This window comes from Mesorhizobium huakuii (assembly GCF_014189455.1).
In the GTDB taxonomy this organism is placed as follows: Bacteria; Pseudomonadota; Alphaproteobacteria; order Rhizobiales; family Rhizobiaceae; genus Mesorhizobium; species Mesorhizobium huakuii_A.
The window spans coordinates 1,149,892-1,173,323 of record NZ_CP050296.1; the positions used below are offsets into that span (position 1 = coordinate 1,149,892).

The window sequence follows — 23,432 nt, forward strand, 5'->3', positions numbered from 1 at the left end:
CTCCGTTGGTTTCGATAAACCCTTCGTAGGCATGCCAACGCAGACGATCTATAATTGATAGTCCGATTTTTATTTCCAACTGTCCAAAAATCGCTTAGGGCGAGCGAGAGCAGGTGGACGGGGCTATCAGCGGAAGCGTTTGAAGAGGCCTCGCCGCGAGGGAACAGCCTCAGCCGGTTACGCCGACACCGCCGCCGCGGGCGAACCTTCCCGGCGAGCAGCCAAGCCGTTTCCTGAAGGCCGTGCTGAAGGCGCTGGCTGACTCGTAGCCGATCTCATCTGCTATTTTGTCCAAGGTTTTCGAGCCGCGGATGAGAGCATCCTTGGCCAGCGCCATGCGCCAGCGAGCCAGATACTCGATCGGGCCGCAACCCAGCACGTCCACAAAGCGAGCCGCGAACGCCGACCGCGAGAGCCCGGCAACCCTAGCGAGTTCCGCGACCGTCCAGCCCGCCCGGACATCCTCGTGCATTGCGCGCAGCACGCGCGCGAGCACCGGGTCCCGCATCCCGCTGAGCAGGCCAGCTGCGCCGTAGGCGATGCCATGCCATCGCAGCGCTTCCACGAGCAGAACCTCAAGCAATCTCTGCAAAACCATTTCCTTGCCCGGATCTTCGTTCTCGCACTCTTCCATGATGAGCTCGATAACCTTGCCAAGCCTGCCGGAACGCCCCTGCGATACCGGCACGTGAATGACGCTCGGAAGGAGCGCAACCAGGAGCGGGGCGTTGACCGGCTCGATCCGGAACGTACCGCCGAGCGCGACAAAGTCGGGCTCTCCATCTGGGTCACCGTGCCGGATGGCAATGTCCATCGGCGCCCTGAGCTCACAGTCGATGCCCGGATGGCTGCTGAGGGAGAATGGCGGTGTGGAAGGCAAGAGGAGGAAGTCGCCTTTCTCGAACTTGACCGGATCCTGGCCCTCGAACGCGATCCAGCACGTCCCCTCCACGATTATGGTGAAGCCGGGCGCATCATATGCGGCGTAACGGATACCCCATCGGCCACGACCCTTGATGGGCTTGGAAATCGCCGTGCTGGGTTGCAGAAGAACAATGACGTCACTGAGGGGATCCATTCAAGACGATCCATAATTATTTTGCTATTGATAGTTATAGATCGTCCTCCCAGCCTGTCCAGCTTGGCTTGGCCGCGCGCAACTGTGCTGGGTTGACCTGCAGTGCGGCTGGTTGATCGCAAAACGATCGTTACCAGGCGCGCTGAACAAGATGTGTCTCGCCGATGGGCGCGGGACATTTTATGATTGATTGCGGATATAACACCGCCAAAGATTCGCATGGCTTCGGCAGGAGAATTGAACCGGTGCGGTTGAGATCTGTCTCGTTGGGTGTCGTCGTCACCCTCAGCCTTCTCATCATCGTCATTGCCCTGACGGCGACGGTTCGATCCTTCGCCGCGCCCTCGGCTATCCCGGCCTGGCTGCAGGCGCATATCGGCGACAGTGATGGCCAGATCTCTCAAGTGGTGCTGGAGCGAGCGCGCGCGCTTTACCAGAAAAAGGTGGCGCAAGGCGCGGTCAGGAACCCCTGCTATTTCGCCATGGATGCGACACGTCCCGGCGATCTCGGCAATGGCGTGCTCGGGCGCCGGTACTACGTCGTCTGCGAAGCCAGCCAGTCGTTTCGCGCTATCGCATCGGGTCACGGGGCCGGCAAGAACCTGAAGGGCACGGTCGATTTTTCAAACGGCAGGCGGTGCTCCAAGAATTTCGGCAATGCCATGGATTCGGAACTGACGGCCGGTGGCGCCTACATGACCCGGGAGTCGAAAACGTCGTTCAAGGGTTTTTATCGCACCGGCGCCAAACAGGACGCGGCTTTCCTGCGCACCTTCATCCAGTTCGACGGCGAAGGCGAAGCCGCCAATGCCAGGCAGCGCGTGATCGGCGGCCACGCGGCGCAGGTGCTGCGGGCCATGTGCATGCGCAAAAGCCCCAACAGCTCCTATGCCGACCATGATGGTCTGGTGCCGTTCGGCAAGCTGGTGGACTATGCCGGCGGCCGCAGCAATGGCTGCACCAGCTGGTCGCCGGCGGATGCGCAGCAGATCATCGCCATGGTCAAGGACAACCCGACGACGCTCTACATCTACCCGGAATCGCGCGACATCGCCGCCGTCGCACAAGCGGCGAAAGGCCATTCGCCATCCGGCGAGGCGCATTACTGGAACGCATCCTGCCTGAAGGAAATTGGCGCACCGAAATTCTGGCCGCAAAAAACCCTCGAGCCGATGATCGCCCAGTACAAGAAGGATCATCCCGCACCACCCGCGCAGCCGCTGCCGATGTGCAAGCCGTGAAGTCCGCTCCATAACAGGCTGCGAACCTCACTCACCCCGCGCCGGTTCAGTGCAGGAAATCGAGCACCGCCTCTATGAACTCTGCCGGATACTCGACGTTTGACAGGTGAACCGCGGGCAGGACAACCAGCTTCGCGCCGGGCACCGCTGCGGCGATCAGCTCGCTGTGGCTGGCCGCCGTCACCTTGTCGTGCTCGCCGGCGATCACCAGCGTCGGCCGGTTGATCAGCGCCACCGTGCGACGAAGATCGGCGTCGCGAACCGCGGCGAACAGGCCTGCCAGGCCTTGTCGGTCGATCGCCAGCAGCATAGTACGAAACTCCTCAATCACCGGTGCGTTGGCCGCCACCATCCGCGCGGGGAACCAGTTGTTGAGGAAGATTTCGGCGGTTTCCGACATGTCCGGCGCCTGCCGGACAACGGCAATCCGCTCGTCGAAATAGCTGGCCGGCCCGAGATGAGACGAGGTGTTGCTCAGGATCAGCCGGTCGACGCGTTCGGGCGCATGGATGCCGAGCCACTGCCCGACGAAGCCGCCGAGCGACAGGCCGAGGAAATGCACACGACCAAGGCCGAGCGCATCGAGCAACTCGATCACGTCGCGGCCAAGCCGGTCGAGCGAAGAGGCGCCGACTGGGACGCTTGACCCGCCATGGCCGCGAAAATCGTAGCGCAGAACGCGGAAATGCCTGGACAATTCGCCGACCTGCCCGTCCCACATGTGCAGCGTGGTGCCGATGGAGTTCGACAGCACCAGCACCGGCTTTGCGGCATCGCCGTCGAAGCGATAGCCGATGCGCGTGCCATCGCCGACAGTCACGAAATTCAGCTCACTCATGATGAAAATTCCTTCTGGAACGTTTGAATGAGGCGGAGCGTAGCCGCGACATGTTTTTGTTGATATTACAAAGATAGGACAAACTCTGTAGTCAAAGCTGACATGACCAACTTCACCTTGCACGATCTGCAATGTTTCGATGCGGTGATCCGCACCGGCGGTTTCCAGCCGGCAGCCGTCCTGCTGCATCGCTCGCACCCGGCGGTGTTCGCCGCCGTCGCCAAACTCGAACGGCAGCTCGATCTAGAGCGGTTCGCGTTTTGTCTGAATCGGGATTCCCAAGACTGAGCAAATCAGATTCGATGTTCTGACCGTTGGAGGTCGGGACAGATGGCCAAGCCTTATTCGATGGATTTGCGGGAACGGGCGTTGGCTCGCCTTGAAGAAGGCGAGACGAGCCGAGAGGTGGCCGCGGCACTGAAGGTGGCAGTTTCGAGCGTGATCAAGTGGGCGGCGCGCAAGCGTCGGCTGGGCAGTGCGGCACCCGGCAAGATGGGCGGTCATCGACCCTATCTGATTGACGGGGAGCATCGTGCCTTCGTCCTGAGCGAGGTCGAGCGGGATGCCAACATAACGCTTCATGAATTGACGGCCGCACTGGCTGACCGGGGTCTCATCATCCACCCTGCCAGCGTCGGTCGCTTCCTGCATCGCGAGGGCAAGAGTTTTAAAAAAACCGTTCTGCCGGCTGAGCAACTCAAGCCAAAGCTGATGCGTCGGCGGACGCAATGGATGCGCTATCAGACCCGCATTGACCCAACGCGCCTGGTCTTCCTGGATGAAACGTGGGTCAAGACCAACATGGCGCCGTTGCGCGGCTGGGGTGTGCGCGGCAAGCGGCTGATGGCTCACGCGCCATATGGTCATTGGAAGACGATGACCTTCATCGCCGCACTGCGGCATGATCGGGTAGAGGCGCCTTGGGTCATTGACGGACCCATCAATGCGCAGGCCTTCCGTGTCTATGTCGAAACCGAACTCATCAAGACCCTGAAGCCGGGTGACATCGTCATTCTCGACAATCTCGGATCTCACAAGGGCCAAGCCGTCCGCGACATCGTCAGGGCCGCCGGTGCGCGGCTCTTCTTCCTGCCGCCTTACAGTCCAGATCTCAATCCAATCGAGAAGCTCTTCGCCAAGCTCAAGCACTGCATGCGACGTGCCGCCAAGCGAAGCATCCAGGCCGTACACAGCGCCATCGCCAGCACCCTCGACGTCGTCACCTCAAATGAATGTAACAACTACATCGAAAGCGCCGGATACAAGTCAACCTAAATGCGAACCGCTCTAGTTCTCCTGGATCGCAGCGGCTATCGCGTGCGCCCGACCGAGGCGGGGCTGTCGTTCCACCGCCGGGCGCAATCGCTGCTGCGCGAACTGGAGGGCCTGCGGGTGCACGCCGCCCAGCTCTCGATGGGTGAGGAAAGCGAGATCCATGTCGTGATCGGCGACCTCTGCCCGCGCCCGCAAGTGCTGGGCATGCTCGGGCGCTTCTTCGCCCAATGCCCGGGCACGCGCCTGCATCTGCACTTCGAGGCCGTCGGCGGTCCGTGGGAGCGCCTCTTCGACGACGAGGCCGATCTGATCCTGCACTGGATCGACAAGGGCGATGCGCGGGTGGAGTGGGTCGATCTCTGCAAGGTGCCGTTCATTCCCGTGGTGGCGCCTGGCTTTCTGCCGGAACGTATCAAAGAGCCGATCACGCCCGACCAGCTGCAGGCACTCACCCAATGCGTCATGCGCGACACCTCCCGCCATTCGCCACAACAAAGCTATTCGCTGATCGAAGGCGCGCCACAATGCCTGGTGGCCGACCAGGGCATGAAGAAGGAGATCATCCTGCAGGGCCTAGGCTGGGGCCATTTGCCCCGCTTCCTGATCGAGGAAGAGCTCCGCGACGGCCGCCTGAACTCCATTGCCGGCCGCCCCATGCCTGGCCGTATCGAAGAACTCGTGGTGGCGCGCCGCCGCGACCGGCCGCACGGGCCAGTGGCCAACCGGTTATGGGATCATGTCCAGCAGGAAGCGCCGGCCTTACGCCTCGCGCTCGAGCCGCAAGGCCAGACTTGGCGGTGCCCTTGACACCCCCTACTGCAGCAGCCCCTTGACGATGCCGCTCGCCTTGCTGAAATCCATCTGGCCGGCATATTTCTGCTTCAGCGCGGCGATCACCTTGCCCATGTCCTTCTGGCTGGCCGCACCGGTTTCGGCAATCGCCTCGCGTGCCGCCGCCGCGATCGCCGCATCGTCGAGCTGCGTCGGCAGGAAGCCGCGGATGATCTCCATCTCGCCGCGTTCCTGAGCGGCCAGTTCCGGGCGCTTGCCGTCTTCGAAGGCCTTGGCCGATTCCTCGCGCTGCTTCACCATCTTGGCCAGGATCTGCAGGATCTCCTCGTCGCTGGCGGGGTCCTTGCCGGAACCGCGATTGGCGATGTCGCGGTCATGGATGGCGGCCTGGATCAGCCGCAATGTCGGCAGCCGGTGCTTGTCCTGCGCCTTCATCGCGCTCTTCAGGGATTCGGCGATTTTTCCGCGCATTGTGCTTCTCTCCTTCGAACGGCGCGGACCATAACCTTGCCGGGAGCACAAGGCAAATCCCGGATGGGGCGGCAAGCCACTGATATTGTTCGACGAAATAAATCGATCCCGGTCCCTGGCTGTATCATTGACCGTTCTGGCACCTTCCCCTATGTACTCGGCCTTGCATAAGACAATGAATTGACGCGCTGGGGCTCGAGAAATCGGCGCGGCGTCGTTTGCTGCGCGGATGGCCCGCCGGGCCCATGGAACGCAGCCTGATAGGAGTGCCGCCATGGCCGAGATGACGCCCGCCTGGGCAACCGAAAAGCCGACCGCCCTGCTGGTGCTGGCCGACGGCACCGTCATCGAGGGCCGCGGCCTCGGCGCCACCGGTTCCGCCGTCGCCGAAGTCTGCTTCAACACGGCGCTCACCGGCTACCAGGAAATCCTCACCGACCCGTCCTATGCCGGCCAGATCGTCACCTTCACCTTCCCGCATATCGGCAACATCGGCACCAATGGCGAGGACATCGAGGACCTCAACCCGGCCGCCCGCGCCGGCGCCGTCGGCGCCGTGTTCAAGGCCGATGTCACCAACCCGTCCAACTACCGCGCCGCGGGTGGCCTCGACCAGTGGCTGAAGAAGCGCGGCATCGTCGCACTGTCGGGCATCGACACCCGTGCGCTCACCGCGCTGATCCGCGAAAAGGGCATGCCCAACGCCGTCATCGCGCATGCGCCCGACGGCGTCTTCGACCTCGACGATCTGAAGCAGCGCGCCGCCGCCTGGTCGGGCCTCATCGGGCTCGATCTCGCCAAGGAGGTCACCTCGGGCCAGTCCTCGGTCTGGCGCGAGACGCCGTGGGTGTGGAACGAAGGCTTTGGCGAACAGGCTGAGCCCTCGCTGCATGTCGTCGCCATCGACTACGGCGTCAAGCGCAACATCTTGCGCCTGCTTGCCGGCCTCGGCGCCAAGGTCACCGTGGTTCCGGCCAGCACCGGCTCGGAAGAAATCCTTGCCATGCAGCCGGACGGCATCTTCCTGTCCAACGGCCCCGGCGACCCGGAAGCCACCGGCGGCTATGCCGTGCCGGTCATCCAGGATTTGCTCAAGACCGACATCCCGGTCTTCGGCATCTGCCTCGGCCACCAGATGCTGGCGCTTGCGCTCGGCGGCAGGACCGCCAAGATGCACCAGGGTCATCACGGTGCCAACCATCCGGTCAAGGACCACACCACCGGCAAGGTCGAGATCGTCTCGATGAACCACGGCTTTGCCGTCGATGCCGACTCGCTGCCCGAGGGCGTCGAGGAAACCCATGTCTCGCTGTTCGACGGTTCGAACTGCGGCATCGCGCTCACCGGCCGTCCGGTGTTCTCGGTCCAGCATCACCCCGAAGCCTCGCCCGGCCCGCAGGATTCGCACTATCTGTTCCGCCGCTTCGTCAACCTGATCCGCGAAAAGCGCGGCGAGGAATTGCTGGCCGAACGGGCCTGATCCTGCAAGATTGGCGATTTGCGATAATATCGCTTAACTCGTAGCGATAAATCTGCGATATTGCTCTTCGTGAAGACGATCATCCTTTCGGTATCGGCGGCTCGCGATCTCGACAACCTGCCCGCCGATATTCGCGAGCAGGTCTCCGAAGGTTTGATCGCTTACGCCGTCACCGGCCGTGGAGATGTAAAGCGTCTTTCCGGCAGGGACGGCTACAGGCTGCGGATCGGCCGCTACCGCGTCATATTCGATGAAGATCGCGCCACCATCCTTGCGATCTACATCGGCAAGCGTGAGACGACGACTTACAGTCGGCCATAGGACAGGACATCATGAACGCCCCGCAAATCATAAAGACCTCAACCGGCGAAGAACTGGTCGTCATTCCGAAGGCTGATTACGAGGCATTGCTGCATGCCGCCGAAGAAGCCCTCAAAGACGCCGCGGATGTAGCGATCTACGACGAACGGAAGGCTGAACTCGAAACCGAGAAGGCCCTGCCCGGTGACGTAACCATGGATATTTTGCGGGGTTCCAGCCGCCTAAAGGCGCTTCGCAACTGGCGCAAACTGACACAAGCAGAATTGGCCAGTGCGATCGGTGTCAGCCAGGGCTTCCTGTCGGACCTCGAATCCAATCGCCGCAAGCCATCGGCACAGACCAGCGCGATGCTGGCAAAGACGTTGGATGTCCCTGCCGAGTGGATTGAATCCTAATCCCTGAACTTACGCCACCGGCCGGCCTTCGCTCGCCTCCAGTATGGCGAACCATTGCTGGCGATCGAGCACGATGTCGAGCGCCTTGACCATGGCCGCCAGCCGTTCCGGCCTCATCGAACCCAGCACTGGCACCAGCCGGGCCGGATGCCGCAGCAGCCAGGCGATGGCAACGGCGGCGAGATCGCCGGCGCCGACTTCGGCGGCCACCGCCGCGAGCGCTGCCCGCACCCGAGCTTCTCGGGCTTCCTTGCCGGTGAACAGCGAGCCGCCGCCGAGCGGCGACCAGATCATCGGCGCGTAGCCCAGACGCTGCGCATGGTCGAGGCTGCCGTCGGTCAACGCGGACGTCTTCAGCACCGACATCTCGATCTGGTTGGTGGCGAGCGCGAACGGCAGCCGCGAGGCCAGGAGATCGAACTGCGACGGCGTGAAATTGGAAACGCCGACCGCCCTCACCTTGCCCGCCTTGACCAGTCCGGCCAATGCCGCCGCCGTCTCGTCGGCATCCATCAGCGGGTCCGGCCGGTGCAGCAGCAACAGGTCGAGATAATCGGTGCCGAGATTGCCAAGCGAGCGGTCGACCGAGGCATTTATGTGGGCGGCGCTGGTGTCATAGTGCTTCAGCCGGTTTTGCGGCCGGTTGGCCGAGGCCAGCATGATGTCGCATTTCGAGATCAGCTCGATCTCCTCGCGCTTGCCTTTCCAGCGCGACAGCCCGGCGCCGAACGCCGCTTCCACCTCGTAATTCCCATAGATGTCGGCATGGTCGAAACTGGTCAGGCCGAGGTCGACGGCGGTGGCGATCAGCCGGGCGACTTGATCGGCATCCGGGCGGGCGTCACCGTCGAGCAGGCGCCATGCACCGAAGACCAGCCGCGACAGCGACACCCCTTCCTTGGTCAATGCGATGCGGCTGTCATGGCTCATGCCTGCGCTCCATCTTCGGCGACATCGGTGGTGACATTTGTGACCGTTGCCGGCCTCGCCACCTTGGTGACGAAGACGATAACCGCCAGCAGCAGGAAACACGCACCGACCAGATAGGGCGCCCCGCCGAAGGTCACGGGCGCGCTTGGTCCGGTGAACCAGGAGAAGATCGCGGTGTAGAGCAGCGGCGTGATGATCGAGGTGATCGAGAAGATCGAGGTCATCGCGCCCTGCAGTTCGCCTTGTGCCGAAGGTGGGACCTTGGCGGCGGCGAGGCTTCTGAGCGGCGGATCGGCCAGCGCTTCCAGGCAGCCGACGACGATCACCGCATAGATCATCCAGCCCTGCGAGGCGAAGGCATAGCCGAACGCGCTCGCCGCCGTGAACGTCAGGCCGATCACCGCGGTTCTCCATTCGCCGAGCCTGGGGATCACGCGCGGCAACACCGTGCCCATGACGATCGCGCCGCACAGGCCGAAGGCCCCAGCGAAAAACCGATCTGCTGCTCGCTCCAGCCATAGCGGTAGTTGGAGACGAACGACCACACCGCCGGATACATCATGTGGCCGAGCGTCATCAGGAAGAAGACCAGCCCGATCCAGCCGATGCCCTGATACTGGCGCATCTGCAGCAGAGTGCCGACCGGATTGGCGCGCTTCCACTCGAAGCGGCGGCGATGCTTTTCATCCAGCGTTTCGGGCAGGAAGAACATCGCGATCAGGAAGTTCACAAAGGCGAGGCCAGCGGCGAAAAAGAACGGCACGCGCGGTCCGAACGTGCCGAGCAATCCGCCCAGCACCGGCCCGATCACGAAGCCGACACCAAAGGCAATGCCGAGCAGGCCGAAATTCTTCGCCCGGTTCTCATCATTCGAGATGTCGGCGATGAAGGCCGACGTCGTCGAATAGCTGGCGCCCGAAATGCCGGCCAGCACACGGCCGATGAACAGCATCGGATAGGACCAGGCGATGGCGCAGATCAGATTGTCGATGGAGAAGGTCAGCACCGAGGCAAGCAGGATCGGCCGCCGGCCGAACCGGTCGCTCAAGCCGCCCATGATCGGCGCGAAGAAGAACTGCATGGCCGCATAGACGAAGAACAGCCAGCCGCCTTCGATCGCCGCTTCACTAATGCCGACGCCGGTCAATTCCCTGAGAAAAGCCGGCAGCACCGGCATGATCATGCCGAAGCCGATAATGTCGAGCAGCAGCGTGGTGAAAACGAGCGCGAGGCCCCGCCTGGCGGTTTTGGGGTCGATCATGACGGGTCAAGCTCCTCCGGCCGCCTTGGCGCAGGCGGACGCACCTTATAGGCGAACCCGCAAAAAGGAACAATGCGAGAACAGGCAGGAATGTTTGATCCTGACACCCCCTGACGGCGTCTTCGCCATCAGGGAATTGCGGTAAGTCGAGTGCTTAAAGCGGTCCACTCATCGTGTTGCAGTCCGACAGCTTGCCGCTCTTGTAGCCGCGCGCCAGCCAGGTCTGCCGCTGCTGCGAGGTGCCATGGTTGAAGCTTTCCGGCACGACATAGCCCTGCATCTTCTTCTGCAGCGTGTCGTCGCCGATCTGCTTGGCCGCGTTCAGCGCGCTTTCGATATCACCCTGCTCCAGAATGCCCTTCTGCGCGGTGTAGTGCGCCCACACGCCGGCGAAGCAGTCGGCCTGCAACTCGATGCGCACCGACAGCTGGTTGGCATCGGCTTCGCTCATGCCTTGCCGCATCTGGTTGAACTTGCCCATGATGCCGGTGAGGTTCTGCACGTGATGACCGACCTCATGTGCGATGACATAGGCCCGCGCGAACTCACCGGCAGCGCCGAACTTTTGATCGAGCTCCTGGAAGAAGGTCATGTCGAGATAGACCCTGTGGTCGCCCGGACAATAGAACGGGCCGGCCGCCGCCGAGGCAAAGCCGCAGGCCGAACGGACCTGGCCGGAAAACAACACCAGCTTCGGGTCCTCATAGGTCAGGCCTTGCGACTTGAAGATGCCGGTCCAGGTGTCCTCGGTCTCGGCCAGCACGGTCGCCACGAACTGCTTCATCTCGTCATTGGCGGGTGCTGTGCCGCTGCCCTGGCCGCCGCCATTGTCGGTGATCTGGCCACCGCCGCCCGGCAACAGGCCGCCATCGCCACCGCCCAGGATCGCCGAGGGATCGAAGCCGAAATACCATCCGGCGATCACCACCAGGATGACGAGGATGATGCTGCCGCCGCCACCCGTCCGGCCGCCGATGGGGAGCTGGAAGCCGCCACCGCCGCCGATCCCGCCGCCGCCGCTGTCGCTGCGGTCGTCCTCGATATTGTCACTCTGACGACGGCCTCTCCAGAGCATGGCAACTCCCCGTGATAAACTTCCTCGTTGCTCCGGCAAGGCCGGCTCAACCCAACAAACAATTATCCCAATGGTTGCGCCAAGTCACAGTGTTTTTCGATGGCCTTTAGGCGATCAAAGCCGGCGAGCGGCCTCGCTCATGCCTTGGATTGAAGCAGACGGAACTCTTGCCGCCAAGTTCGTTGCTGCGACTGTCGCCCCATGGCCGAAGATCGGGAAGACCGCTAGTGTTTGATTTTCTGTGTAGCGAGGGGCGCTTGCGGATCATTGGCCAATTCCTGCCGTTGCTGATGGCATTGGGTTGCCTTGGGATCGGGTCGGCCGGCGCGGTCACGCTCGATTCCAGTGTCGCTGTCACCGATCCCGCCACCTTGCAGGCGCTGGAGCGCGGCGGCCTCTCCATCAGCCGCCTGCTCGGCCCCGCGCTCGGCCTCACCCGCGACGTCGACAATCGCGGCCTGTTTTCCGTGCCGGCCCTGGCCACGGTGCGCGACACTGTCAAGCAGGAGATATCGGACGAGCCGAAGACCAGCCCAGACCCCTATGTCGCCGCCATGGCCAGATCGAGCGACACCAGCCAGAAATTCAATCCGAAATACATCGACGATGACGGCTCGACGCTGGACCTGACCGGCGTCGTCAACCGCATGGATCGCGGCTATCTTGGCCACACCGAATGCGGCGAGATCCGGCTGATCTATCGCTTCCACTATTCGGTCGCCGAAAAGCCGGCCAAGGGCAAGGTGGCGCAGCGCATCTCTTCGCGCCTGCCGCTGACCATGAGCCTGGTGTTCAACGCCAAGCCCGTGCGGGCACAGGCGCGCGCCTCGAAGGATCTGCCGAGCGCCACCGACGTATCCTGCGCCGACGTCGCCCAGCGCTGGCTTGCAGCAGGCCAAAAGGACCTGCCGCCCGAGCAGTTGGCCGCCTGGCTGCGTTCCGACGAAGGTCCGCTGTCCGGCGCGATGCTCAATTCCTCGCAGATCATGCGGCTCGAGCTCAACATGCAGGTGCTGCGGCTCTCGGCCTCGACGCGGCGCGATTTCGGCGGCCACGCCGAATATCTGCTGAAAATCTTCAAATGGAGTCCGGCGACCTCAAGCTTCTATGAATCGAGGATGGAGAACCAGATCGACCGGGCGACGGTGCTGGCCGACAGACCGTCCTTCGCCAAATGGCTGCTTACCGACCGCAACATCTACGACCTCGACCATGGCCGGCTGCTCATCGACGAAAAATTCCTGGCCAAGAGCGCCGTATCCGTCGCACCAGGAGGCTTGAGCCGCTCGCAGAACAACATCGCCTATGGGCTGGTCGACGACGCCGATATCGACAAGGCGCTGAAGGATTACGTCGCCAGGGGCAACACGCTCGCCACCATCAAGTCGGTGGCCGGCTTCAATTTGCGGCTGAACGAGATGAGTTGCACCGGCTGCCACCAGACGCATGGCATTGCCGGCTTCCACTATACTGGCGCCGACCCGGCGAGCGAACCGCGCCGCAACGCCGTCTTCGTGCCGGGATCGGCGGTGTTCTTCGCCGACCTGCCGCGCCGCCGCGCTATCGTCGAGCAATTCGCTGCCGGTGGCCATCCGGATTTCACCAAAGGTTTCGCCGCGCGTCCGGACCAGAAATATGCCGAAGCGCTGAAGGGCACCGACCTCTACAATGGCTGGGGCTCGATCTGCTATCGCGGCGAGGACGCAAGCTTCAAGGACTGGACCTGTGGTGCCGGCCTGCGCTGCGCCGGCGTCCACGAAAGCGCCATCCATCCGGGCTTCGGCACTTGCGTCAGCGAGAAGGGCACCGCGGTCGGCGACCCCGTCGAATTCGGCGAGATCAAAATGTCGACATGGGGCAACGACCAGTATTGCCGGCTCTCGCCGGCCACCGCCAAGGCCTGCGCCATCGATCCCGCGCGCGACAAGAAGCCGGTGGTCAAACTCGCCGGCTATGGCGCCGCGCGCCAGCGCTACGACAACCCCGAACAGAAGACCGGCGGCTTTCCCGGCGGCATGCTGCGCAAGGCGACCTGTGACAAGCTTCCCAACGAGGCGACATGCGGCCGTCTGGCCAAGACCGGCTTCAACGATTGCATCGCATCAGGCAAGGACCACAAATTCTGCACCCGGGAATTCACCAAGACCGCCGGCCTGCGCGCCTGCGACAAGGCGCATCCCTGCCGCGAGGACTATATCTGCACCGCCGGCTACGATGACCTACCCCAGGCCAAGCCTGGCGAGGGCACCTGCATCCCGCCCTATTTCATCTTCCAGTTCCGCGTCGACGGCCACCCCAGAAGCTGGGTGCAGGATGTCCGTGAGTGAGAGAACGATTTGCCGCAGGCAAATTGAAAGGTCCGGTGGACCTTTCAAGGGCTCGAACGCCCGGAGCCATAGCGGAGGGCAACCGGCCGCTGAACAGACAGCTTCCGCCTGCCTTGACCTCGGCGCGGCCTCAGCTCTTCTGCTTGGCACCGGCGCTCTTGCCGTCGGAGCTTTTCGAACGCTCCTCGAAACGCGCAGCGCCCTTTTCCAGCGGCCGGCCGGTTTTGGCCTCGGTCTTGCGCTCGTCCTTCGCCGCCGCCTGCTTCAATCCCTTGGCGGCCTGCTTGCCCTTTGCGGTCGGTGCCTGTTCGACGCCCATTGCTTCCTCCCTTGGCGCGACAATCGCGCACTGTTCAGGAGCAACGTGCGTAAGGTGCGGCGGTTCCGGCGACCTCTGAGAACGGCTAAGCGACTTTAGAGCGATTCCAGGAAAAGTGTGAAAAACGCCGCTCCAGCCAAATCTAGCCGGAGCGGCCGCTCATAAAACAGGAAGTTCTGTGAGCGCCTTAATAGGCCTTCTTGGCAATCGTGTGCTTTTTGGCGTGCTTCTTATGCTTCTTGACGTGTTTCTTGACCTGCTTCGTCGCCATAGCATCCGAGCCTTGCGAGGTGGTCGTTGCGGTCGTCGCTGCGGGGGCCTGGCTCATAGCGGCGTTGGCGCTGCTGGCGCCGAGGACCGGCATCGAGACAGCGAGCGCGAACGCAAGACCGAGGGCGGTGAGAAGGGACTTCTTCATGGTTTCATTTCCTTTTTTGCAGTCGGTTTTGAGCGTCACTGAACCGGATTGACCGGTGTCGCTCCTGACAGCTTCAACGCATTCGCAAGCATCCGTATTCCCTGTGCCTGTTTCTTGTTGGCGCAGAACCGGCTTCCCTCTTCTTTGAAATGCCTTCGAAGTGCCTTCGCAGGGGTGAGGTTTTCGAGGCGCCGTCAGGTTGACGGCCGAGACTGCTGCAGCGCTCGCTGCGGCCTATCGCGTTGCGAGCGCACTTCCAAACAGGAAAAACCCGCCATCCCGGGTAGGAAGGCGGGCTCGTTTGGGAACACGTATTGGGAACCTCTCGCGGGCTGATCAATAAGATCGAAAGAAAACACGCCGAAGAGCCCAGGTTCCAGCGGCGCATGAATTTTTACATGCATGGCCGAACGAAAGCGGAACTTTTCTAAATTCTTCCCGTTTTTTGAGATGATCGATGCTTGGACGATCGTCAAAAGCTACCGAAAGGATTTTCGACATGAACACCAAGATGCTCTGCATGGGCGCCATGGCTCTCTCGTTGATGACAGGCGCCGCACTTGCCGGCGGCGGCACCGGCACTTCCGCACTGGACGACCCGGCTAAGATGTCACCCTTCTTCACGGACGCCAGCATGAAGACCATGAAGTCGGAGAAGGAATTCAAAGCCGCATGGATGGCTATGAAGGAAGAAGACCGAGCGGGAATAACGAAGGAATGCGGCGACCAGGCCATCGCAAAATCGCACGACAATTTCTGCAAGATGACCAAACAGCTCGGAGGCGCGAACTGATCAACAAGAGAGCGTTTCGACCGGAATCTGCCGGGCCGAAAGGGCTCGCCTTTTTTCTATCGATGGCTCAATCGCCATCCAAGCGTTGAACGCAATGATACAAGAAATAAGATCCTCCGATTGCAATGGGCGAGGACGATTCGACGTCCGGCAGGTCGCCGTGAACTATGTGCCGCACCTGGTTGAGCATCCCTCGAGGTTTTTTCAGAACGTCGTCGCTTGAACCACTTGCCCCAACTGCGAAAGATATCCGCATTTCAGATAGGTCCGCTGGAACAGGAATGCTCCGCAGAACGTTTATCTGCATCAAGTCACAGGCATTAGGCCCTGCCCAGGGCAAGAGCGGCGAACGGTATCACCACGATTCTGGTCATCGTTCTTATTGTTTTGCTGCTAGGCGGCGGTGGTTTCTACGGCCGCGGGCGCTGGTACTAGAGCGGGATGAATTTAGGTTGGTACATACCCGGCCTCGGTGAAGTAATTTCTGCATTCGGTTGAAGTGACGGTGCCGAGGATCTGACCGATGGCTTCGCAGACGGTCTCGACTGTTCGTCTGGCAGCCTTGCGCAGCCAATGCTTGAGCTTGGCGAAGAGCTTCTCGATGGGGTTCAGATCGGGCGAGTATTTGGGCAGCAAGAACAACCTGGCGCCGGCCGCGCGGATGGCGCGGCGCACGGCCTTGCCTTTATGTGAGCCGAGATTGTCCATGATGACGATGTCGCCGGGCTTGAGGACTGGGACGAGAACCTTGTCGACATAGAGCTGAAAACGCTCGCCGTTGATCGGTCCGTCGATGAGCCATGGTGCATCGACGCAGTCATGACGCAGCGCCGCCAGGAAGGTCATTGTCTTCCAATGGCCGTGCGGCACCTTGGCCTTGATCCTCTCGCCGCGCGGCGCCCATCCCCTGAGCGGTGCCATGTTGGTTTTGGTCCATGTCTCGTCGATGAACACCAGACGGGAAGGATCGATGCGGTCCTGATACTTTGCCCACTGTGTCCGCCTGCGCGCCACATCCGGGCGATCCTGCTCAGCCGCGATCAGCGTCTTTTTTGTGACTGAGCTTCTCGGCGTGGACGAACTCCCACACCGAGCGGTAGTCGACCGCAAGGCCGCGCTCGGCCAGCTCGATCACAAGACCGCGCAGCGTAAAATCCGTGGCCCGGCAGCGCACCAGAAGCCAGTCCCGATGCTCACCGGCAATCTTCTTCGGCCGGTGCCCACCCATCTTGCCGGGTGCAAGGCTGCTCGTTTCGCGCAAGCGGCGCACCCACCTGATGACGGTGCTGATACCAACTCCATAGCGCACCGAGGCCTGCCGTCGCGACAGCCCCTCCCGCTCAACCGACGCAACAACCCGTTCGCGAAGATCCATCGAATAAGGCTTGCCCATCCTTACCAACCTCCTTGCCTAGCAAGAAGGTTGAATCAGATTTGCCACCCTAGGGGAATCCCTTCGATTCAGCCTCAATTCATCCCGCTCTAGACTGTGAGGATCGTCGTAGCGTCAATCGGAGCCTCTTGGTCCCGCTTTCCCACATAGTGCAAGGCATGGATTCCATCATACTGCGACGCCGCGTCTCCGACGTTGGCGCGGCCGACGGGTCTCCTCGTCGCTCTCATCAAGAGCGTCTCCGTTCCGGTCGATGGCCCGCCAAAGTGAATATTTCCGACAATGCGCTCGTCATCTCGCTCAGCCCCGGTTGTCGACACTCCAGGCTCCAGGTCCCGCGAAAAACAGGTAGAAGAAAGCAAAGCAGAACAGGATCGCCGCATCGCCCATATTGTTCGCGGGGAAAAAGCCCTTTTGGGCGTGAACCATGAAATAGGCGATCGCCATCATCCCGCAGAGAACGAACGAAACGGGCCGGGTTAAAAAGCCGACCAGGATCAGCAAGCCGCCGAGCAATTCAAGAATGCCCGTTACAATCATCAGCGTTTCCATGCCGGGCTGTGCAGGCATCGTCGATGGTGGAAAGTTGAAAAGCTTTTGGCTGCCGTGTTCAAGGAACAGAAGCCCCACAACGATCCTGAGCACTCCCAACGCCTGAGGCGAATATCTGGAAAGACCTTGGAGCATCGGAAACTCCGTCGTGCTGATTTCTATCGAGTTTAACCGCGACGCTCCGCGAAGGTTCCGGTGGCATCCAAGAGAACTCGCTAACTCGTGCTTGACGATGAGGTTTTGATCGCCATGGACTTGGAGCTTGCGCTCACAGATGCTGGCTTCATGGTCGCGGTTGGGCGCTGCCCGACGGTCGCGTCGCCGACGCGCTTTGGCTTTCGTGGGGATGGCGGATCGGTTACGGAATTAGTGCGCTAATTTACGGGCACCAATCGCACAGCAAAGAAAGGGAGCCCGGGAGGATCACCATGCATCTGTCGAACGAGAGCATCATTGTCATATTGGTAGTCGGCCTTGTTGCCGGATGGTTGGCCGGGAAGATCGTGCGGGGGGCTGGCTTTGGCCTAATTGGGGACATAGCAATCGGGATCATCGGCGCGTTCATCGGTGACTGGCTACTGCCTCGCTTAGGCATCCATCTTGGGAGCGGAACGATCAGCCTGATCGTCAACGCCACCGTCGGTGCGATCGTACTTCTCCTCATCATCCGGTTGGTTGCCGGTGGCGGTCGCTTCGGCGGCGGATGGAAGGGTCGTCGGTGGCGCTAGCACGGGGTTGCAAACCCATCGTCCCGAACGACGGGCGCAATCGCGTTTTCGCACAACCTCGGTCGAACTCGGTCATCAGAACGATTGGGTCTGACCCTAGCGCGGCGCCGTCATCGCCTTGCGGAACGCTTCCAGCGTTTCGGCGCTGACATGGTGCTCGATGCCCTCGGCATCGATGCGCGCCGTCTCGGCGCTAACGCCGAGCGAGCGCAGGAAGGCTTCCACCGTCTGGTGGCGGATGCGGCTTTCCTCCGCGACCTTGCGGCCGGCCTCGGTCAGGAACACACCGCGATAGGGTTTTCTCGACACCAGCCCGTCGGCGCACAGCCGCGTCAGCATTTTGGCCACCGTCGGCTGGGCGACGCCGAGCCGTGCGGCGATGTCGACCTGGCGCGCCTCGTTGCCGTCCTCGATCAAATCGGCGATCAGCTCGACATAATCCTCGACCAGCGCGCTGCGGCGCGCTTGGCGCTGCTGCCGGAACCCTTCCGAGTGGACATCGGCGTCGGGCAGTGGCTCACGCGGGACCGGTCTGTTCTTCAGCGCCAATGCGCGCTCCTCCTCGGAGTTTGGCCGTCGGCGCTTTTATAGCACGGGCTCTGATTCTTCAGGCCGTTTATTTGCATTCCCCCACAGGCGCAACCGGCGTTTCCGATTGCCGTTCCGCAAACCCGGCCGAGCGCTCGACAAAAAGCACAAACAATGAAATATAGCCTATTGCATAATGTTGAGCCATGGCATAGCTTAGCGACACCCCCTGGAAGTCTCGGAAAGCCTTTTCATGTCAGACGCAGAAGCCACAGCCCCCCGTTCCTCATGGCGGTTCGCCGGACGGGACGAGGACGATCAGCCCAGCCTGCGCGAAGTCAATTCCACCATCGCCGTACCGAGCTCCGGCGCCTGGTTCCGTCGCCTCTTCGCCTTCATGGGGCCAGGCTACATGGTCTCGGTCGGCTATATGGACCCGGGCAACTGGGCGACCGACCTCGCCGGCGGCGCCCAGTTCGGCTACACGCTTTTGTTCATCATCATGCTGTCCAACCTGATGGCGATCCTTTTGCAGGCGCTGGCCGCGCGGCTTGGCATCGCCACCGGCCGCGACCTCGCCCAGGCCTGCCGCGCCTACTATCCGCGCCCAGTCAATTTCGTGCTGTGGATCGCCTGCGAACTCGCCATCATCGCCTGCGACCTCGCCGAAGTCATCGGCACCGCGATCGCCTTGCAGCTTCTGTTCGGCATTCCGCTGGTCGGCGGCGCCATGCTCACCGCGCTCGACGCCTTCCTCGTGCTGCTGTTGATGAACAAGGGTTTCCGCTATCTCGAAGCCTTCGTCATCGCGCTTTTGATCATCATCTTCGGCTGCTTTGCCATTCAGATCTTCTTCGCCGCCCCGCCGGCCGGCACGATCCTGCATGCGATGTTCGTGCCGTCGTCGGAGATCGTCACCAACCCCGCGATGCTCTACATCGCCATCGGCATCATCGGCGCCACGGTCATGCCGCATAATCTCTATTTGCACTCCTCGATCGTGCAGACCCGTGCCTATGAGCGCACCGAAAAGGGCAAGCGCGACGCCATCAAATGGGCGACGACGGACTCCACCATCGCCCTGATGCTGGCTTTGTTCGTCAACGCCGCCATCCTGATCGTCTCGGCCGTCGCTTTCCACGACACCGGCCATCAGGACGTCGCCGAGATCGGCCAGGCCTTCGAACTCTTGTCGCCGCTGCTGGGCCTCGGCATCGCCTCGATCCTGTTTGCCGTGGCGCTGCTGGCGTCAGGCCTGAACTCGACGGTGACGGCCACACTTGCCGGCCAGATCGTCATGGAAGGGTTTCTGCGGCTGCGCATTCCCAACTGGGCACGGCGGCTTCTGACGCGCGGCCTCGCCATCATTCCGGTGGTGGTCGTCACTGCGCTTTATGGCGAAAAGGGCACCGGCCAGCTGCTGGTGTTCAGCCAGGTCATCCTGTCGATGCAGCTGCCCTTCGCGGTGGTGCCGCTGGTGCAGTTTGTCTCCGACAAGAAGAAAATGGGCAACCTCGCCATCCCGCGCGGTGTCGCGGCCCTCGCCTGGGTGGTCGCGGCGATCATCCTCGTGCTCAATTTCAAGCTGCTCTACGATACGATGTTCGGGGTCGGCTGAGCCTTCCGCCGGATAGCGCGACAAACCGCCAAATCGCGCTATCTTTCCAGGCATCATGAGCAACATTGAAGACATAAGGAGATTCTACGCGCGGCTGATGGCGGCCAATGCCGGCTCATCGGATCCGCGCCTGGAAGAGGTGTTCGCCGGCGTGCCGCGCGAAGCCTTTCTCGGCCCGGGACCGTGGACGATCGTAGCCAGCGGCGACAAGATCACCACGCCGAGCGCCGACCCGGCCCATGTCTACCAGAACGTGCTGGTGGCGCTCGATGCCGACAAGGGCATCAACAATGGTGAGCCGTTCCTGCACGCCATGTGGATCGGAAAACTGGCGCCGAGGCCCGGCGAGACCGTCACGCATATCGGCGCCGGCACCGGCTATTACTCCGCCGTGCTGGCCAGGCTGGTTTCACCTGGCGGCACCGTCACCGCCCTCGAACTCGACAGCAGACTGGCCGAGCTGGCGCGCAAAAATCTCGAAGCCTATGGCAATGCGACTGTCGTCCACGGCGATGCCGTGACCACACACCTACCGCCATCCGACATCATCTATGTCAACGCCGGCGTCGTCGCCCCTCCGGCCGGATGGCTGAAGGCGTTGCGCCCCGGCGGCCGCATGATATTTCCCTGGCGCCCGGCCGAGCGCGTCCCGCTGGCGGTGCTGGTGACCCGCACCGGGAAGGGTTTCGCCTGCAATCCCTTCATGCGCTCCTGGTTCATCCCGTGCTTCGGTGCCTCGGCCGCGGATCTTGCGGCGAAGATCCCGACACCGGAGCAGGCCGCGCGCAGCCGCTCGATCTGGTTGACGAGCGACAAGGCGCCGGACCGCACTGCCACGGCCATCTTCGGCGACGTCTGGTTCTCGACGAAAGACGTCCGCGCCAAACCCGGCAGCTGACGCGTCGATGCGCCAATTTGTCCAGAATTTCGCGGGCCCTGTCGGGATGGGTGCGGGCCGGCCGTCCTTGGGCCAAAGTCCGGCCGCGACAGCGTGAATGGAGCAAGGGAGAGACCAATGAGAAAGATCATCGCCGCCACCTTCGTCAGCCTCGACGGCGTCATGCAGGCGCCTGGCGGGCCGGAAGAGGATCCGGTCGGCGGCTTCAGCTTCGGCGGCTGGACCTTCCACTACTTTGACGAGGTGGGCGGCGCGGCAATGGAAGAACTCTTCTCCAAACCCTTCGCCCTGCTGCTCGGCCGCCGAACCTACGACATCTTCGCCGCGTACTGGCCGTACCAGAAAGATCCGATCGCCGATGCCTTCAACCCCGCGACCAAATATGTCGCGACGCATCGGCCTGACACCCTCACCTGGCAGAACACGCAATCGCTTGGGCCTGATATCGTCGCCACGCTGCGCCGCCTCAAGCAGGAAGATGGACCCGACCTGCTCATCCAGGGATCAGGCAATCTGATCCAGACCTTGCTTGCCAACGGCCTGATCGACGAGATCCGGCTGATGATCTTCCCGCTGGTGCTGGGCAAGGGCAAGCGCCTGTTCGGCGACAGCGCGATGCCAGCCGCCTTCAAGCTTGCCAAGTCGCAGTCGTCGAGCACCGGCGTCATCATGGCGACCTACGAACGCGCTGGCGAAATCGAGGTCGGCTCGTTTGTCACGGGGGAGCCGTCGAACGCCGAACTCGAGCGGCGCAGGAACTGGAAGTAGCTTTGCAAGACCTGGGTTCCTCGCCCCCGCCAGAGCGGGGGAGAGTGGCCGCGAAGCGGCCGGAGCGGGGGCTTCGTAGGGCGGATGCTTATGAGAACTTGGCACCGCAGCGCCAATCCCCCTCTCCGTCTCGGCTTCGCCGAGCCACCTCTCCCCCACATTCGTGGGGGCGAGGAACCCGAGCTCTGGAGCCACTCAAGCCGCTTGCGCTCGCCGCGCCAGCCCGTCGCGTATATGCCGCGCGAATTCCTGCGCGGCAGGCCCAACACCATGCCGTGGCAAATGCAGATTGATGGCAAAATTCGGCAGCGGCGGCAGGCCGGACTCAAAGGGCAAGATGTCGAGATCGGCCGGGACCGTGGACGCCAGCCAGGTGGTGACCGCGAGGTCGGACCGCACCGTCGCCGTCGTCGCGTCGATGTTGCCGTTCTCGAACACCGTGCGCCATTCCAGCCCATGCTCGTTGAGCGCCGAGAGCACGACCGGGCGAAAGGCGCAGGTGTCGGCGACGATCGACACCGGCAGCGGCCGTTTTGCGCGGGCAGTGCCGCCTCTGGCGCCGACCCAGACCAGCCGGTCGACGGCCAGGCATTCGCCTGATGTCGGGCCGACCCTCTCCTCGATCACCGCAAGGTCGATAGTGCCGGCCGCCAGCGCTGCCGCCAGTTCCGGTGACGACGCACAGACCAGCGAGATCTCGACCTGCGGATAGGTCTCGGCATAGGCCTTCAGCACCGGCGCCAGCAAGGTTCCCACCAGATCGTAGGGCACGCCGAGCCGCACCTGGCCGGCGACAGCACTTCCCGCCATCTCGGCCCAGATTTCGTCATTGAGGCTGAGCAGGCGCTTGGCCTTGTCGAACAGCCGCTCACCGGACCGCGTCAGGCGCAGGCCGCGCCGGTCGCGCTCGAACAGGCTGCAGCCAAGCACCTCCTCCAACCTTTTGACCTGCTGGCTGACGGCGCCCTGTGTCAGGTGAAGCGCATTGGCCGCCGCTGTCATGCTGGCCTTGTCGGCGACGGTGACGAAAGTGCGCACGAGCGCCGTGTCGAGGTTGCGGATCATGCTGGCATTATAGATGCTAATGCTAAGCATCGCAAACATTGCATTTACTGATGCTCAGCCAAGCCTACCATGGAGCCTCCGACAAAGGACGCCTCATGCTCCAGCCCATCCTGCCGCTCATCCTGTTTGCCTTCGTGGCCACCGCAACGCCGGGCATCGCCACGACCTTGTCGACCGCCTCGGGCGCGCAGTTCGGCTTTCGCCGTTCGGTTCCGCTGATGATCGGCAGTGCCGCCGGCCTCGCCACCGTGACGGGGGCGGCCGCCGCCGGGCTCGCCGGCCTGCTGCTTGCGGTGCCGTCGCTGCAGTTGGCCATGAAGATCGCCGGCTCGCTCTATCTTCTGTGGCTGGCGCTCAAGATCGGCCGCGCTGGTCCGCCCAATCTCGATGTGACGATGGCCAGGCCGAACAGTTTTCTTGGCGGCGCCGGCATCCAGTGGATGAACCCCAAGGGTTGGGCGATGGGACTGGGCGCGGCGGCCTCCTTCGCCGCTCTTGCCGACGGCCCGGGACAGCTAGCCTTGCTGCTCGGCTCGACCTTCGGCCTCACCGCCGCCATCTCGCTGTCCATCTGGTGCTTGGCCGGCATGGTTCTGGCCCGGCTGCTGAAGACCGAATGGCAGTGGCGCGCGCTCAACATCGTGCTGGCGCTGGTGCTGGCGGCGTCGATCATTCCGATGTGGCGGACGGCGTGAGGCGCCGTCCTAGCAAGACAGGTTCCTCGCCCCCGCGAGAGCGGGGGAGAGGTGGCCACGAAGCGGTCGGAGAGGGGGCTGGCGCCAGCAGCTGGAGGATCCTTGAAGGCCGTTCACGGACAGGATTGCGCCACCCCCCTCTCCGTCTCGGCTTCGCCGAGCCACCTCTCCCC

23 protein-coding genes and 4 pseudogenes are annotated in these 23,432 nt (G+C 62.6%); 14 read left to right on the forward strand and 13 right to left on the reverse strand.

The window, feature by feature from the left end:
• Window positions 1-169: 169 nt before the first annotated feature.
• On the reverse strand, window positions 170-1,078 hold the full coding sequence (locus HB778_RS05720; RefSeq protein ID WP_183462202.1) for an AraC family transcriptional regulator: 909 nt from the start codon (window positions 1,076-1,078) through the stop codon (window positions 170-172).
• A gap of 245 nt (window positions 1,079-1,323) precedes the next feature.
• Here HB778_RS05720 and HB778_RS05725 point away from each other — a divergent pair, with 245 nt between their 5' ends.
• The gene (locus HB778_RS05725; RefSeq protein ID WP_183462204.1) at window positions 1,324-2,319 is read left to right on the forward strand and encodes a hypothetical protein; all 996 of its coding nucleotides are present in this window, start codon (window positions 1,324-1,326) and stop codon (window positions 2,317-2,319) included.
• Between the two features lie 46 nt (window positions 2,320-2,365).
• Here HB778_RS05725 and HB778_RS05730 read toward each other — a convergent pair whose 3' ends face one another.
• Window positions 2,366-3,157: an alpha/beta fold hydrolase gene (locus HB778_RS05730; protein WP_183462205.1), complete on the reverse strand. Its 792-nt coding sequence runs from the start codon at window positions 3,155-3,157 to the stop codon at window positions 2,366-2,368.
• 102 nt (window positions 3,158-3,259) lie between these two features.
• On the opposite strand from HB778_RS05730, the pseudogene HB778_RS05735 reads away from it, so the two are divergent.
• The 3 genes and pseudogenes from HB778_RS05735 to HB778_RS05745 all read left to right on the forward strand — a co-directional run.
• Window positions 3,260-3,403, forward strand: a pseudogene (locus HB778_RS05735) (helix-turn-helix domain-containing protein); the annotation flags it as partial.
• An 84-nt stretch (window positions 3,404-3,487) separates the two neighbouring features.
• The gene (locus HB778_RS05740; RefSeq protein WP_183458765.1) at window positions 3,488-4,432 is read left to right on the forward strand and encodes an IS630 family transposase; all 945 of its coding nucleotides are present in this window, start codon (window positions 3,488-3,490) and stop codon (window positions 4,430-4,432) included.
• 12 nt (window positions 4,433-4,444) lie between these two features.
• Window positions 4,445-5,239, forward strand: a pseudogene (locus tag HB778_RS05745) (LysR family transcriptional regulator); the annotation flags it as partial.
• Between the two features lie 6 nt (window positions 5,240-5,245).
• Here HB778_RS05745 and HB778_RS05750 read toward each other — a convergent pair.
• Window positions 5,246-5,695 (reverse strand): GatB/YqeY domain-containing protein, encoded by a 450-nt coding sequence (locus HB778_RS05750; protein WP_183462207.1) that lies wholly within the window; start codon window positions 5,693-5,695, stop codon window positions 5,246-5,248.
• 274 nt (window positions 5,696-5,969) lie between these two features.
• Between HB778_RS05750 and carA the strand changes: the two genes are divergently transcribed.
• The 3 genes from carA (at window position 5,970) to HB778_RS05765 (ending at window position 7,891) form a co-directional block, all read left to right on the forward strand.
• Entirely contained in the window at window positions 5,970-7,175 is a 1,206-nt protein-coding gene (carA, locus tag HB778_RS05755; RefSeq protein ID WP_183462214.1) for a glutamine-hydrolyzing carbamoyl-phosphate synthase small subunit, read from the forward strand.
• 69 nt (window positions 7,176-7,244) lie between these two features.
• On the forward strand, window positions 7,245-7,496 hold the full coding sequence (locus HB778_RS05760) for a type II toxin-antitoxin system RelE family toxin (RefSeq protein ID WP_183462216.1): 252 nt from the start codon (window positions 7,245-7,247) through the stop codon (window positions 7,494-7,496).
• Window positions 7,497-7,507: 11 nt separating this feature from the next.
• Window positions 7,508-7,891: a helix-turn-helix domain-containing protein gene (locus tag HB778_RS05765; protein WP_183462218.1), complete on the forward strand. Its 384-nt coding sequence runs from the start codon at window positions 7,508-7,510 to the stop codon at window positions 7,889-7,891.
• A 9-nt stretch (window positions 7,892-7,900) separates the two neighbouring features.
• Here the strand turns inward: HB778_RS05765 and HB778_RS05770 are convergent, their stop codons facing one another.
• From HB778_RS05770 to ypfJ, 3 genes and pseudogenes are all read right to left on the reverse strand, one after another.
• Window positions 7,901-8,821: an aldo/keto reductase gene (locus HB778_RS05770; protein ID WP_183462220.1), complete on the reverse strand. Its 921-nt coding sequence runs from the start codon at window positions 8,819-8,821 to the stop codon at window positions 7,901-7,903.
• A pseudogene (locus HB778_RS05775) lies at window positions 8,818-10,082 on the reverse strand (TCR/Tet family MFS transporter). Before HB778_RS05775 ends, HB778_RS05770 begins: the two are co-directional and overlap by 4 nt.
• 154 nt (window positions 10,083-10,236) lie before the next feature.
• Complete coding sequence (ypfJ, locus tag HB778_RS05780; protein ID WP_183462222.1) at window positions 10,237-11,157, reverse strand: KPN_02809 family neutral zinc metallopeptidase; 921 nt, start codon at window positions 11,155-11,157, stop codon at window positions 10,237-10,239.
• A gap of 257 nt (window positions 11,158-11,414) precedes the next feature.
• Between ypfJ and HB778_RS05785 the strand changes: the two genes are divergently transcribed.
• On the forward strand, window positions 11,415-13,484 hold the full coding sequence (locus HB778_RS05785; protein ID WP_244661824.1) for a hypothetical protein: 2,070 nt from the start codon (window positions 11,415-11,417) through the stop codon (window positions 13,482-13,484).
• A 130-nt stretch (window positions 13,485-13,614) separates the two neighbouring features.
• Here HB778_RS05785 and HB778_RS05790 read toward each other — a convergent pair whose 3' ends face one another.
• The 3 genes and pseudogenes from HB778_RS05790 to HB778_RS43410 all read right to left on the reverse strand — a co-directional run.
• Window positions 13,615-13,803, reverse strand: a complete 189-nt coding sequence (locus HB778_RS05790; RefSeq protein ID WP_183462224.1) for a hypothetical protein — start codon at window positions 13,801-13,803, stop codon at window positions 13,615-13,617.
• Window positions 13,804-13,990: 187 nt separating this feature from the next.
• The gene (locus HB778_RS05795) at window positions 13,991-14,221 is read right to left on the reverse strand and encodes a hypothetical protein (RefSeq protein WP_095202012.1); all 231 of its coding nucleotides are present in this window, start codon (window positions 14,219-14,221) and stop codon (window positions 13,991-13,993) included.
• 35 nt (window positions 14,222-14,256) lie between these two features.
• Window positions 14,257-14,462, reverse strand: a pseudogene (locus HB778_RS43410) (hypothetical protein); the annotation flags it as partial.
• A 258-nt stretch (window positions 14,463-14,720) separates the two neighbouring features.
• Here HB778_RS43410 and HB778_RS05800 point away from each other — a divergent pair.
• Complete coding sequence (locus HB778_RS05800; RefSeq protein WP_183462226.1) at window positions 14,721-15,014, forward strand: hypothetical protein; 294 nt, start codon at window positions 14,721-14,723, stop codon at window positions 15,012-15,014.
• Between the two features lie 447 nt (window positions 15,015-15,461).
• On the opposite strand, the gene HB778_RS05805 is transcribed toward HB778_RS05800, so the two are convergent.
• Window positions 15,462-16,407, reverse strand: a protein-coding gene (locus HB778_RS05805; RefSeq protein ID WP_183455851.1) for an IS630 family transposase whose coding sequence is annotated in 2 segments (ribosomal slippage) — window positions 15,462-16,067 and window positions 16,069-16,407 — 945 coding nt in all. Because the reading frame shifts where the segments join, the coding sequence is not laid out codon by codon here.
• A 300-nt stretch (window positions 16,408-16,707) separates the two neighbouring features.
• Window positions 16,708-17,094, reverse strand: a complete 387-nt coding sequence (locus HB778_RS05810) for a DoxX family protein (protein WP_183462228.1) — start codon at window positions 17,092-17,094, stop codon at window positions 16,708-16,710.
• Window positions 17,095-17,387: 293 nt separating this feature from the next.
• Between HB778_RS05810 and HB778_RS05815 the strand changes: the two genes are divergently transcribed.
• Window positions 17,388-17,687 (forward strand): GlsB/YeaQ/YmgE family stress response membrane protein, encoded by a 300-nt coding sequence (locus HB778_RS05815; RefSeq protein ID WP_095201756.1) that lies wholly within the window; start codon window positions 17,388-17,390, stop codon window positions 17,685-17,687.
• 96 nt (window positions 17,688-17,783) lie between these two features.
• On the opposite strand, the gene mntR is transcribed toward HB778_RS05815, so the two are convergent.
• Window positions 17,784-18,236, reverse strand: coding sequence for a manganese-binding transcriptional regulator MntR (gene mntR, locus HB778_RS05820; RefSeq protein WP_027044183.1), 453 nt, complete (start codon window positions 18,234-18,236; stop codon window positions 17,784-17,786).
• A gap of 232 nt (window positions 18,237-18,468) precedes the next feature.
• On the opposite strand from mntR, the gene HB778_RS05825 reads away from it, so the two are divergent.
• From HB778_RS05825 to HB778_RS05835, 3 genes are all read left to right on the forward strand, one after another.
• Window positions 18,469-19,833, forward strand: coding sequence for an Nramp family divalent metal transporter (locus HB778_RS05825; protein WP_183462230.1), 1,365 nt, complete (start codon window positions 18,469-18,471; stop codon window positions 19,831-19,833).
• Between the two features lie 55 nt (window positions 19,834-19,888).
• Window positions 19,889-20,731: a protein-L-isoaspartate O-methyltransferase family protein gene (locus tag HB778_RS05830; protein ID WP_183462232.1), complete on the forward strand. Its 843-nt coding sequence runs from the start codon at window positions 19,889-19,891 to the stop codon at window positions 20,729-20,731.
• A 117-nt stretch (window positions 20,732-20,848) separates the two neighbouring features.
• Complete coding sequence (locus tag HB778_RS05835) at window positions 20,849-21,499, forward strand: dihydrofolate reductase family protein (protein ID WP_183462234.1); 651 nt, start codon at window positions 20,849-20,851, stop codon at window positions 21,497-21,499.
• Between the two features lie 195 nt (window positions 21,500-21,694).
• Here HB778_RS05835 and HB778_RS05840 read toward each other — a convergent pair whose 3' ends face one another.
• The gene (locus tag HB778_RS05840; RefSeq protein WP_183462236.1) at window positions 21,695-22,603 is read right to left on the reverse strand and encodes a LysR family transcriptional regulator; all 909 of its coding nucleotides are present in this window, start codon (window positions 22,601-22,603) and stop codon (window positions 21,695-21,697) included.
• A gap of 56 nt (window positions 22,604-22,659) precedes the next feature.
• Here HB778_RS05840 and HB778_RS05845 point away from each other — a divergent pair, with 56 nt between their 5' ends.
• Window positions 22,660-23,259: a LysE family translocator gene (locus tag HB778_RS05845; protein WP_183462238.1), complete on the forward strand. Its 600-nt coding sequence runs from the start codon at window positions 22,660-22,662 to the stop codon at window positions 23,257-23,259.
• The last annotated feature ends 173 nt before the right edge of the window (window positions 23,260-23,432 follow it).

Bases quoted from the DNA above. Each gene is read 5' to 3' on its own strand.
- HB778_RS05825 (WP_183462230.1), top strand. From the start codon at position 18,469: ATGTCAGACGCAGAAGCCACAGCCCCCCGTTCCTCATGGCGGTTCGCC.
- HB778_RS05835 (WP_183462234.1), top strand. From the start codon at position 20,849: ATGAGAAAGATCATCGCCGCCACCTTCGTCAGCCTCGACGGCGTCATG.
- carA (WP_183462214.1), top strand. From the start codon at position 5,970: ATGGCCGAGATGACGCCCGCCTGGGCAACCGAAAAGCCGACCGCCCTG.
- ypfJ (WP_183462222.1), bottom strand. From the start codon at position 11,157: ATGCTCTGGAGAGGCCGTCGTCAGAGTGACAATATCGAGGACGACCGC.
- HB778_RS05795 (WP_095202012.1), bottom strand. From the start codon at position 14,221: ATGAAGAAGTCCCTTCTCACCGCCCTCGGTCTTGCGTTCGCGCTCGCT.
- HB778_RS05770 (WP_183462220.1), bottom strand. From the start codon at position 8,821: ATGAGCCATGACAGCCGCATCGCATTGACCAAGGAAGGGGTGTCGCTG.
- HB778_RS05810 (WP_183462228.1), bottom strand. From the start codon at position 17,094: ATGCTCCAAGGTCTTTCCAGATATTCGCCTCAGGCGTTGGGAGTGCTC.
- HB778_RS05830 (WP_183462232.1), top strand. From the start codon at position 19,889: ATGAGCAACATTGAAGACATAAGGAGATTCTACGCGCGGCTGATGGCG.
- HB778_RS05730 (WP_183462205.1), bottom strand. From the start codon at position 3,157: ATGAGTGAGCTGAATTTCGTGACTGTCGGCGATGGCACGCGCATCGGC.
- HB778_RS05790 (WP_183462224.1), bottom strand. From the start codon at position 13,803: ATGGGCGTCGAACAGGCACCGACCGCAAAGGGCAAGCAGGCCGCCAAG.
- HB778_RS05750 (WP_183462207.1), bottom strand. From the start codon at position 5,695: ATGCGCGGAAAAATCGCCGAATCCCTGAAGAGCGCGATGAAGGCGCAG.
- HB778_RS05840 (WP_183462236.1), bottom strand. From the start codon at position 22,603: ATGTTTGCGATGCTTAGCATTAGCATCTATAATGCCAGCATGATCCGC.
- HB778_RS05765 (WP_183462218.1), top strand. From the start codon at position 7,508: ATGAACGCCCCGCAAATCATAAAGACCTCAACCGGCGAAGAACTGGTC.
- HB778_RS05815 (WP_095201756.1), top strand. From the start codon at position 17,388: ATGCATCTGTCGAACGAGAGCATCATTGTCATATTGGTAGTCGGCCTT.
- HB778_RS05800 (WP_183462226.1), top strand. From the start codon at position 14,721: ATGAACACCAAGATGCTCTGCATGGGCGCCATGGCTCTCTCGTTGATG.
- HB778_RS05845 (WP_183462238.1), top strand. From the start codon at position 22,660: ATGCTCCAGCCCATCCTGCCGCTCATCCTGTTTGCCTTCGTGGCCACC.
- HB778_RS05720 (WP_183462202.1), bottom strand. From the start codon at position 1,078: ATGGATCCCCTCAGTGACGTCATTGTTCTTCTGCAACCCAGCACGGCG.
- HB778_RS05740 (WP_183458765.1), top strand. From the start codon at position 3,488: ATGGCCAAGCCTTATTCGATGGATTTGCGGGAACGGGCGTTGGCTCGC.